This window comes from Trichocoleus desertorum AS-A10 (assembly GCF_039962155.1).
Classification (GTDB): Bacteria; Cyanobacteriota; Cyanobacteriia; order FACHB-46; family FACHB-46; genus Trichocoleus.
In genome coordinates this window covers 1-9,812 of the sequence record NZ_JAMPKN010000088.1, presented here as the reverse complement: position 1 = coordinate 9,812, position 9,812 = coordinate 1, and the positions used below count along the sequence as shown (strand labels likewise).

At 49.5% G+C, this 9,812-nt stretch carries 11 protein-coding genes; 6 read left to right on the top strand and 5 right to left on the bottom strand.

Annotation, left to right across the window (positions count from 1 at the left end; genetic code table 11):
* Positions 1 to 327: 327 nt before the first annotated feature.
* A complete protein-coding gene (locus NDA01_RS30520; protein ID WP_348230994.1) occupies positions 328 to 1,314 on the top strand; it encodes a homocysteine S-methyltransferase family protein in 987 nt (328 codons plus the stop codon).
* Positions 1,315 to 2,344: 1,030 nt separating this feature from the next.
* Here the strand turns inward: NDA01_RS30520 and NDA01_RS30515 are convergent.
* The 3 genes from NDA01_RS30515 to NDA01_RS30505 are packed head-to-tail and all read right to left on the bottom strand — an operon-like array spanning position 2,345 to position 4,104.
* The gene (locus NDA01_RS30515) at positions 2,345 to 3,142 is read right to left on the bottom strand and encodes an aminoglycoside 6-adenylyltransferase (RefSeq protein ID WP_190550287.1); all 798 of its coding nucleotides are present in this window, start codon (positions 3,140 to 3,142) and stop codon (positions 2,345 to 2,347) included.
* Positions 3,143 to 3,180: 38 nt separating this feature from the next.
* Positions 3,181 to 3,675: a GNAT family N-acetyltransferase gene (locus NDA01_RS30510; protein WP_348230993.1), complete on the bottom strand. Its 495-nt coding sequence runs from the start codon at positions 3,673 to 3,675 to the stop codon at positions 3,181 to 3,183.
* A 9-nt stretch (positions 3,676 to 3,684) separates the two neighbouring features.
* Complete coding sequence (locus NDA01_RS30505) at positions 3,685 to 4,104, bottom strand: GFA family protein (protein WP_348230992.1); 420 nt, start codon at positions 4,102 to 4,104, stop codon at positions 3,685 to 3,687.
* Between the two features lie 64 nt (positions 4,105 to 4,168).
* Between NDA01_RS30505 and NDA01_RS30500 the strand changes: the two genes are divergently transcribed.
* Positions 4,169 to 4,318 carry a hypothetical protein gene (locus NDA01_RS30500; RefSeq protein ID WP_348230991.1) on the top strand — a complete coding sequence of 50 codons (150 nt, stop codon included), beginning with the start codon at positions 4,169 to 4,171 and terminating at the stop codon, positions 4,316 to 4,318.
* A 156-nt stretch (positions 4,319 to 4,474) separates the two neighbouring features.
* Positions 4,475 to 5,260, top strand: a complete 786-nt coding sequence (locus tag NDA01_RS30495) for an N-formylglutamate amidohydrolase (protein WP_348230990.1) — start codon at positions 4,475 to 4,477, stop codon at positions 5,258 to 5,260.
* Positions 5,261 to 5,337: 77 nt separating this feature from the next.
* Here NDA01_RS30495 and NDA01_RS30490 read toward each other — a convergent pair whose 3' ends face one another.
* Together NDA01_RS30490 and NDA01_RS30485 are read right to left on the bottom strand one after the other, a co-directional pair.
* Complete coding sequence (locus NDA01_RS30490; protein ID WP_488657392.1) at positions 5,338 to 5,721, bottom strand: hypothetical protein; 384 nt, start codon at positions 5,719 to 5,721, stop codon at positions 5,338 to 5,340.
* Positions 5,722 to 5,844: 123 nt separating this feature from the next.
* Entirely contained in the window at positions 5,845 to 7,026 is a 1,182-nt protein-coding gene (locus NDA01_RS30485; RefSeq protein ID WP_348230989.1) for an RtcB family protein, read from the bottom strand.
* A 162-nt stretch (positions 7,027 to 7,188) separates the two neighbouring features.
* Here NDA01_RS30485 and NDA01_RS30480 point away from each other — a divergent pair, with 162 nt between their 5' ends.
* From NDA01_RS30480 to NDA01_RS30470, 3 genes are all read left to right on the top strand, one after another.
* On the top strand, positions 7,189 to 8,535 hold the full coding sequence (locus tag NDA01_RS30480) for a serine hydrolase (protein WP_348230988.1): 1,347 nt from the start codon (positions 7,189 to 7,191) through the stop codon (positions 8,533 to 8,535).
* 15 nt (positions 8,536 to 8,550) lie between these two features.
* Positions 8,551 to 9,549, top strand: a complete 999-nt coding sequence (locus NDA01_RS30475; RefSeq protein ID WP_348230987.1) for a DUF6929 family protein — start codon at positions 8,551 to 8,553, stop codon at positions 9,547 to 9,549.
* Positions 9,550 to 9,715: 166 nt separating this feature from the next.
* On the top strand, positions 9,716 to 9,812 hold a 97-nt coding region (locus NDA01_RS30470), incomplete at its 3' end, for a transposase-like zinc-binding domain-containing protein (protein WP_431193408.1).

Below are 9,812 nucleotides of genomic sequence, written 5' to 3'. Positions count from 1 at the left end.
TTGAGCCAAGAGAAGACTGCCAAGGGGGGAATGAAGGCCAAGCGCCTCAAAGCAGGCTGGGATAATGATTATCTGGCTAAAGTCTTTGCTCAATAAGATGCGTTTGCCCTGGGCAGATTGGGGAGTCCCAACAATCCCACTTGTCTGCTATTGCTCAGATTTACTCTCAATAATGCCTAGCGATCGCCAGAGCAGGTCATTCGTGCTGAACTGACTTGCTCTGGTATTGAATCTGAATCGACGCATTCCACCCCTACAAAAGTAAATCCATCCCTCTCTTAACCCAGTAAACACAAAACTAAACCAAAGTTAAATAGGAGAACTCAAATGGCTAAATATCGACAGAATCTGCCCCAATTATCGAGCGATCTATTTCTCACCGATGGGGGAATCGAAACTACGTTGATCTTTCGCGAAGGGTTAGAGCTACCTGACTTTGCTGCCTTCGATTTATTAAAGCACGAGGCAGGCTATCGAGCCCTTGAGTCATACTTCCGCACCTATGCTGCCCTCGCTAAGAACTATCAAGTTGGCCTGGTTCTAGAGAGCGCCACCTGGCGGGCCAACCCGGATTGGGCGACAAAACTGGGATACTCCAGTACTGCCCTTACTGAGGTCAACCGTCAGGCGCTTGCTCTCCTACACGATATCCGCCAGGAATACGAAACCGAACAAAGTCTGATGGTGATTAGTGGATGTATTGGCCCTCGTGGAGATGGCTACATTCCTGCTGATGCAATGACCGCAGAAGCCGCCGCAGATTACCATCGCTCCCAAATTGCTACCTTCCGTGATGCGGATGCTGACTTGGTTACAGCCATCACGATGAACTATGTCGAAGAAGCGATTGGCATTACCTCTGCGGCCCAATCCCTGGGGATGCCTGTCGTCATCTCCTTTACAGTGGAAACCGATGGTAGATTGCCTACAGGCCAGAGCTTGAAGGATGCGATCGCCCAAGTGGATCAGGCTACTAACCAAGCTCCTGCTTACTACATGATTAACTGTGCCCACCCAACCCACTTTGCAGAAACAATGATTTCTGGGGAATCTTGGCTAGAGCGAATCCAGGGTATCCGAGCCAATGCGTCTCCTAAAAGCCATGCAGAATTAAATGAGTCAGAAACTCTGGACGATGGTAATCCAGAAGAACTGGGCAATCAGTACCGTGAACTGAGACAGAGATTTGCCCATTTGAATGTCCTAGGAGGCTGCTGTGGCACCGACCACCGCCATGTCGAAGCGATCTGTAAAGCTTGTTTGCCTCTATTTTGGACATACCTTTCAAACGGACAGTTATTACATAGGGGCTAACAGAATCTCACTGAGTCCACGTCACCTGTCAAATTCAGAGAGGACAGTCTAAATCCTCATAAGCATCACGTAAAGCCCAACTTGAAACTAAATGCCAAGCAGGCAAAGTGTGAGGGTTGCCAACTCCAGATTTTGGTAAGCGATCGCAAGCTGGTAGTGCGTCAAATGATAGTGGGATAAGTGAATAAATCATGCCAAGTCCGATCAAGTTCGCACTCGCAGCACGGTTGCCTGTGCCCATACGCACGAATGGTTGGGCACCTTTGCAGCCCCTGGAAATGGCACCCCTAAAGCGGATCCAGTTTGGGCTTGTGATCCCTCTTCTATCACTCTGGCCAGAGAATGATTGAACCCTACATTGGTTCGTTCTGTCTAGCTTAGAAATTGGTAATGCCAGCAACGAAATGCGAGCTTCTCAAATTTTCTCTCATGAAATTGACAGAAGAGGGGTGATACCAATTTAAATTAGGCAGAGGGCAGATAAGCTAGGCTGAGAGGAGTTGTTTCGTCTGCTCTGCTGATGGCTGGTGTGACCTCAGTTGACGTGAAGGAAAGGGGTATCAAGTCGAATCCACTCGTCTCAATCCTGAACGCTTATCGGGTTTATTTGTCCTCTTAGTCCTTGCTTATACCAGTGCGGTCATTCAAGGCCATGAAGTTCGTGCTCAAGGCTTAGCTAGCTATATTTGTCGAGCTAAAGAAGAACGAAGAATACAACGCAGGCATAGCGATTTTTGGATAGGTTTGTATGCCCATGCCTGGTTAGAAGGGATAGATTTAGCCAGCGATTGGGTAGAGTCTTGGATACAGCTCAGTGGCAATAAGCGAATGTATCTTCAGCAAGGTTTACACTCTGCTTTCCGCCTCCAGTCTTTATTCTAACCTTCTTGTTACCCCCTGAGGCAACAAGTGCTAAAGCGCATAACGCATAAATTCAGCGATGTATCCGTCTGCGTGAAGCCATGAATGTTGAGGAGACTAGCCAGTTCGGCCAAAATCATGCCTGTATTGATCAAGGTGAGTGAGAATCCTATCCTTGACGTGCACGCATCGTCTTCAAATATTCAACAGCCGCTTCCTCAGCCGCTGCATGATGGGTAATTGCCGTTGAACGGAGCGCTCGATAAATTTCGAGGCACCGTTCCAATGCGAGATAACAGCTCTCCCGATCGTGCAAAGCGACCGTGCTTTCAAGGGTTTCAGCGAGAGTCGGTGCAAGCTGCTCAATCTTCCGAACACCGCTTGGTTTGCATCCTGATCGCAGTAGTCCTAGAGGACCGAGAACCGTGCTCCGTAGATAGGAAATGAAGTCTAGCGCCTCAAACAATTCTCCCCGCGCAATCTTGCTAGTTCCATATTGAATCCATATCCAAAATCGATCCTCGATCCACTGCTCACTGGGTAAGGGATACACACCGGTGCTAGCAGCATAAGACTGTGATAGCCGATCGTCGCGTTCCCACAGAACAACAGGCTCATCAACTCGCGTTGCAACATCAGTAATGGACAAAAACTTGAGATCAACATGCAGGAGCGGTGAGTTGTAAAGGCAGATCAAGACCCGTGGCTCCCCTACATGCTCACCCGTAAACGCTGCCAATAGCTCTCCGAGTGATGCAGCAATACTCTCTCGCTCGGACATCACCTGTGCGAAGCTCTCATGCTCCACAGCAATAATCAAATCGAGATCACTGAACTCGTCCATTGAGTTCTCTGCCCAAGAACCTGTTGCTGCAACACCCACTAATCGCGGGTCTGCGGCAAGATGGGGTAAGGCTCTGCTGATGAACAGTTGATGAGTAGTCAGTGCAGTGGTTGGAACTTTCATAGATCGGTTGTGAAGGGAGTTGATGTTTGATGGTGTGTTTAGTCCGTCCCACCTGTACGCTCCCATCGCCACACAAGACCATCCTCCGGATCGTTTACTTCTCCAACCCGGCGGAAGCCACATTTGGTAAGCACCCGCGTTGAAGCATTTTCCTCAGGTCGCGTGTGAGCACAGACTAACCGCCCTTGACGACTTTCTAAGGCATACCGGGTCAGTGCTTCTGCTGCTTCAGTGGCGTACCCCCGCCCTTGTTGATCGGCATTCACGCTATAGGCAATTTCAACAATGCCATCAGAACCGGGTGGGCCTTTGTACCCACAACTACCAATGACGGCACCGCTCGTCTTGAGCACGATCGCGAAGCTATGCGTCCACGGGTTTGGTGATGGGGCAGCCCGGAGCTGTGCGATCCAGTCTGGAGAAACCTCAGCCTGATCTGCAGGACTCATTGCCTCAATTTGGGCGAGAACCTCTTCGGTCGATTGCAGCACTAGGCGGAGATGTACGGTCTCAAGTTCCATCGGATTAGACATGTTCTGGCTCTACCATGACTCTGGATACTCAGCGTGGGTTGGCAATCCTCCGCTAGGACATCCCCACGGCGCTCTCAATGCCCAGAAGATGTGATCGCTCGGAGTGATAGGCGGGGCTGTATCCAACGAGCCAGCCGGAATAGTCATGATCTTGCCATCGCGTGTTAGTTGTGGTACCGGGCACCCACAATGACTGCAAAACCATTTGCTGAAGCGCTTTGCTGTAGGAAGGTCATACTGGGTGATAGCTTCTTCCCCTGAAAGCCAGCGGAACTGACTGGGTTCAACAGTTAGATTGGTGGCGTGAGCTGTGCCCGTGCCTTTGCGACACCGTGAGCAGTGGCAATGAGCCATTTTCTGAAAGGGTGGGTTCACTTCAAATGTCACTGTTCCGCATAGGCAACCCCCGTGAATGCTGGATTGATTCATCTACTCTCTCCGACCGCCTAACATTCTCTTCAACCGCCGCAATAACTTTTCGGACTTAACTGGCGTGCAAACAGATTATCAGCTAACTGGTAACTGGCACATACTCGAATATTTTTTATACGAAACCATAACTCCTCGCGGACTGCCTCACTTGCTAACCGTCGATCGCCATACTATTGGCTCAATTCCCGCTGCTCAATCTCATCCAGGATAGCAGTAGCTTCGCTGATGCCCTTCGCGCATACCGCCTCCCTGAGCGATTCTGCATCAGCCACCAACAATGCAAACACTGAGTCAATCCGTTGCTGAGCGGCATCAAAGTTTTCCTATATTAGGGATCAAGCAATTTTGTTCACTTACTGAGCCGACAATGCCAGACCCCTTTCTCCTGCACTTACCAACCACTGAAACCATTCCGGTCATCGCCAGTCTGCCTCACAGTGGATTGCTTATATCAAAGGAGATCACTGACACTCTAAAAGCTTCTCACCGGCACTATTTGCCCAATCAGGATTGGCATCTCGACAAACTCTATGATTTTCTGCCTCATTTAGGTGTTACCGTCTTGCAAGCCGTTTATAGCCGTTATGTGGTTGACCTCAATCGATCGCTTCAGGAACCGCTCTTTGGTAACTTTTGGCAATCGGTTGTTGCTGAAAAGACTGCGGTCAACACAGCGATTTATCGAACTCCGCCTTCAAGAGAAGAGGTTGAGCAACGAGTTGAGCAATACTATCGTCCCTATCATCGACAGCTTCAAGCTCTGCTAAACGAACAGATTGAGAAATTTGGCAAGGTATACTTGCTGGATCTACACAGTTTTCTTGGATTGATTGAGGATGAAATCTGTTTAGGGAACGGAAATAGTACAACTTGTTCTGAGCACTTCATTTCCGTCGTTGAGGCTGCCTTTTGCTCACAGAGTTATCAGGTGGTTCGCAATAAATCGTTTAGTGGTGGGTACATCACGCGGTACTACGGTCAGATGCCGCAAGTTGAGGCGTTACAAATTGAAGTTCGCTATCCGGTTTACCTGAATGCGAATCAATTGGATGGCACTTCTATCCCGGATTGGCAGGTGCCAGAGTTTGATGAGGCGAAGCACAAGTTTGAGTCCATCTTCGAGCAGATTAGCAAAACTCTAGTCGCTGCTTAGCTTCGCCGTTTGTCATAATTCTGAAACCCCAAATTAGGAGCACTTTCGTGGAAAGGGTACTCCCAACTTTAAGCAAATCAAAGCTCTCCTGCTGCAATCATCTGGATCAAACGTAGTGTTCCTGGATCAAACCCGGCAATACCCCACAACATTGAAGCTTGTGGCTCAACCAGCAAGATATTGTAGGGAGCCAGGGTTACGTAAACTGCTTTTGCCTGAGGGTTCACCTTACGATGGTACTCGGATAAAGCTTGGCTAGGATGCTTGCGTCCTTCCCAACTTTCATAGTCCGTCCAAAAGCAGAACACGTCTGCCTTGAACTTGTGCTTGATTGCCCAGTCATAGGCAACAGAAGCATTCATTCCCCCAAAGTTTGGGTTGCTGGCTTTGGCGATCGCATCGCTAAACGAATCCTGTGCTGTAATTTTCAGGTCACGGAAATCGGTGGCAGATCCCTGGATGACATAGTGTTATTCGACTTTTGTCGTTGCCAGTGCCATGAGCCTGCAATGACTGGAGTTTAGGGGCTAGGGGAGGTTCAAGACTTGGGGGATTCCCCTAACTTTGTTGCTGCCAGTTCACCCCTAACCCTTCACACAAACAAGTTGCTTCAGGGTTGCCACCACCTCTACCAGGTCAGATTGGTTGGCCATCACCTGGTCGATCGGTTTGTAGGTTCCGGGAATTTCATCCAGCACCCCTTCATCCTTACGACACTCAATCCCCTGTGTTTGCTGGATCAGGTCTTTCAAGGTGAAGTTGAGCTTGGCTTTGTTGCGGGACATTAAGCGTCCCGCCCCATGAGAGCAAGAGCAGTAGCTTGCCACATTCCCCTTGCCGTTCACAATGTAAGACTTGGCTCCCATCGAACCCGGAATAATGCCATAGTCATTTTGCTGTGCGCGGACTGCCCCCTTACGAGTCACATACACTTCCTCACCGAAATGCACTTCTCGCTCAGCATAGTTGTGGTGGCAGTTAACGTTCAGGCAAGGAGTGAAGGGTTGATCGTTCGCCAAATGCTTTTCTAGCACTCGCTTGGATCGCGCCATCATCACTTCGCGGTTCACACGGGCATAGTTCTGTGCCCACTGCAAATCACGCCAGTACGCCTCAAACTCTGGGGTGCCCTGAACAAAGTGTGCCAGGTCGGGATCAGGCAATTTTTCGCCCGCTAGCTTTGCCAACTCCTTCGCCGTCTCGATATGGCGCCGTGCCAGCACGTTGCCAATATGACGAGACCCGGAGTGCAGCATCAACCAAACCTGATTTTGCTCATCCATACAGACTTCGATGAAGTGGTTGCCGCCTCCCAACGACCCCATCTGCTTCAAAGCCTTCGCTTCCAAATGCTGTGCGCCAGCGTGCAGATACTTGAAGTCTTGCCAGCCTTGCCAGTCCAGCACTTGGGTGTCTGCTTCATCATTCTCGTTAAAGCCAATGGGAATTAGAGCTTCAATGTCTTGCCGAATCTGGTGCAGTTTACCGTCCCATTGCTCCGCCACAAAAGGCGTTTTGATCGCGCCCATGCCACACCCAATATCGACTCCCACCGCCGCAGGCACAATCGCTTCTTTCGTCGCCACCACCGAACCTACCAAGGCACCTTTACCCAAGTGAACATCGGGCATCAGGGCAACGTGCTTGAAGACAAAGGGCAGGGAGGCCACGTTCTTTGCCATTTTGGTTTCATCTTGACCCAGTTCGGGGTTTGCCCAAGAGAAAACAGGCTTAGCGGTAGAGAGGTCTAATTTTTCGTAAGGCAATGAGGTGACCTGAAAGGGGAGCTGCTTCGCACCGCACAGCGAACTTGGTCAATTCGAGCCAGAATGGGCAAACCGCCGTCCCCAGAAATCTAAACCGGTGACAAGTGAGGAAACCATAGAGTCAGAATTCTCGAATGATGGGTGTCAAGGGAGGTTGAAATCATGACAACGGCTCAAACAATCCTGGCAGATAGCGAGATTGAAGCCATTTTGCAACAACGCATTGATCAGGAGAAACAGAGTGTTGGTATTGTCGTAGGAGTCATTGATGAGAGTGGCAACCGCATCATTGCACAGGGTAAGCGAGATCAGACGGATTCCTACTCAGTGGATGGAAATACCCTGTTTGAAATTGGTTCCATTACCAAAGTGTTTACAACGCTGGTGCTAGCAAATCTGGTGGAGCAAGGCCCTCTCAACCTGAGCGATCGCATCTCTACGTTGCTGCCTGGTCCTGTGAAAGCACCCACTCGCAATGGTCAAGAAATCTCCTTATTGGATTTAGCAACACATACTTCCGGGTTGCCCCATTTACCCGATAACTTTGCCCCAGCGGATATGAGTAATCCCTATGTCGATTACTCTGTTGACCAGTTGTATGGGTTTTTATCCAACTTTCAATTACCACGAGATATTGGCAGCCAGTACGAATACTCCAATTTGGGTACAGGTCTGTTGGGGCATCTGCTCAGCCTTAAAACAGGTCTGGATTACGAAACGCTCGTTAAGACTCAGATCACTCAACCGCTGCAAATGCACGATACGGGTATTGAACTGACTACGGAACAACAGGCTCGCTTTGCAACCGGACATAACACCCTCGCTCAACCCGTGCCTTACTGGGACTTTCCGACCTTAGCAGGAGCAGGAGCATTGCGATCCACGGCAAACGATTTGCTCAAGTTTTTAGGAGCAAATTTGCAACTTGTCTCTTCCCCGTTAAATCAAATCCTTCAGACTACCCATATAGTTCAGGCGCAAACGGGAACATCCGGAATGGCGATCGCGCTGGGCTGGCATCTTTTGAACCATCATGAGACAGAAATCAGCTTCCATGACGGTGGTACAGGTGGATTTCGCAGCTTTTTGGGATTTGTGAAACAGAAGCGATTTGGAGTTGTTGTAATATCAAATTCAGAGCATGATGTCAATGATATTGGCTTGCATCTGTTAGAACCCCGTTATCCCCTAGCTAAACATCATCCACCCAGGCAACGTCAGGCAATCCCTGTTGATCCCAACCTGTTTGATGCATATGTGGGGCGCTATGAACTCGCGCCAGACTTCATTCTCACCATTACCAAAGAACATGACCGACTCTACGCTCAAGCTACCGGGCAATCTCAGGTTGAGTTATTTGCAGAAACGGAGACTCAATTTTTCATCACGGAAGTTGATGCTCAAATTACCTTCGTTCGAGATCCGCAAGGTCATGTGAAGCACTTGATTCTGCATCAGGCAGGACAAGACATCACAGCCCCAAAATTGAATCAGGATACAGAATTGTGAGGGGAGGCAACAGCGTTGAGTAAAGCTACAGTTTCAATGATGCAAGCCAATCGAGATCCAGCGGTGAAGGCAACCATACAAAGAAGGATACCACTGTTCTACAGTCAAGGAGCCGATCCGGTCAGCGATCGCCCCGCTCATATTCGCGCCGGTTCTAGCCTCAGTTGGTTGGGTGATAAACTGGCCCTGGTTCAAGATGATGCCAACTTTCTGGTGTTGATTGATCCAGAGAGCCTAAGTGTTGAGGCCATCACCCTCGCGGCAGGAGAGGCAGGAGCAAGGCAGTTTGACGACTTGCGTGGGAATAAACGCTTCAAACTAGATTTAGAAGCCTGTACCACCGTTCCCACTCCAAAGGGCGAGTTACTTCTGGCGTTTGGCTCTGGTTCGACGGCACAACGGGAGCAAATTTTAAGGGTGCAGGCATCCAACCCATCCAACCCAAAATTGATACAGGCAAGTGCTTTGTATGTCCAACTACGAGCTTGCACGCCCTTTTCAGGCAGTGAACTCAATATTGAAGGAGCCATGTTTCAGGAGGGTCAGCTTCGGTTGTTCAATCGCGGCAATGGCAAGCCTAACAACAATTTACTGCCCGTGAATGCCATGGTTGATTTGGACTGGGACAGCTTTTTAGCGTATCTGGATAACCCAGAGCATCACCAACCTCCAGCGTTGCAGAATATTTGTCAGTATGATTTGGGCAATTTGCAGGGGCTGAACTTGAGTTTTACCGATGCAATCGTGACTCAAACAGGCATTATCTTTTCAGCAGCGGCAGAGGATTCGCCCGATGTCACCTCGGATGGCAGGGTCACAGGTTCAGTCTTAGGTATCCTCGATACGAACCCACGCTGGATTGAGCTTCGTACACCCGATGGTTCCTTATTCACCGGAAAAGTCGAGGGGGTTTGTGCCTTCAGGCACGGGAAAAACCGTTTATGGATGATGATTGATATCGACGATCCAACGTTACCCTGCGAACTGTGCGAGGTTGAATTCGTCGCCAAATAACAAATATCTCCAGCACGAACAGCACCGTAGCCAGTCAGCTTACTACTCGGCGATCGCTGTGGGAGATTAGCGATCTTGCTGCAATCGCTCCGTAAGGGCCTGGTTGAATCAACTTCAAATTTCGGCGTTGCTGAAAAAGTAATGCTGGCTTTGGCACAATGAAGGTATGAAATGTCCTCAATGTCACTCCACTCACACGGCTAAAAACGGTCACCGTCGCGGCAGACAGTGCTATCAGTGCAAGCAGTGTGGTCGCCAATTTC